Here is a 430-nt window from a genome sequence, read left to right on the forward strand (position 1 = left end):
GCACCTTCAGTTTTTTTGCCAGTGTGTTCGCCAGCAATGTTTTGCCCGAACCCGTCGGGCCGATGAGCAGAATATTCGATTTTTCAATCTGCGCGTCCGAATCGGCTAGGCTCGCGTCTTCCGCAGACATCTGTTTGTAATGATTGTATACCGCAACAGCAAGTACTTTTTTTGCATAATCCTGCCCGATGACATACTGGTCAAGATAGGCTTTGAATTCCTTCGGAGACGGCACTTCTTTAAGTGCAATAGGGGCGACCGGCTGCCCGCCGCTGTTTAAAACGCCCTGACACACCGTAATACACTGATTGCAAATACAAATATGCCCCGGTCCAGCGACCAGCCGTCGCGTTTCGTCCTCATATCCGCCGCAAAACGAGCAACGGTCGTCAGCTTTCTTTTTCATTTTTCCCTTTCCTCATCATGATAT

1 protein-coding gene is annotated in these 430 nt (G+C 49.3%); it reads right to left on the reverse strand.

The annotated features are described in order from the left end of the window. Positions 1 to 406, reverse strand: a 406-nt coding sequence (locus AWU74_RS08710; protein ID WP_306701138.1) for a ClpX C4-type zinc finger protein, incomplete at its 3' end; no start/stop codon positions are given. Positions 407 to 430: the final 24 nt, after the last annotated feature.

The organism is Treponema endosymbiont of Eucomonympha sp. (assembly GCF_001028545.1).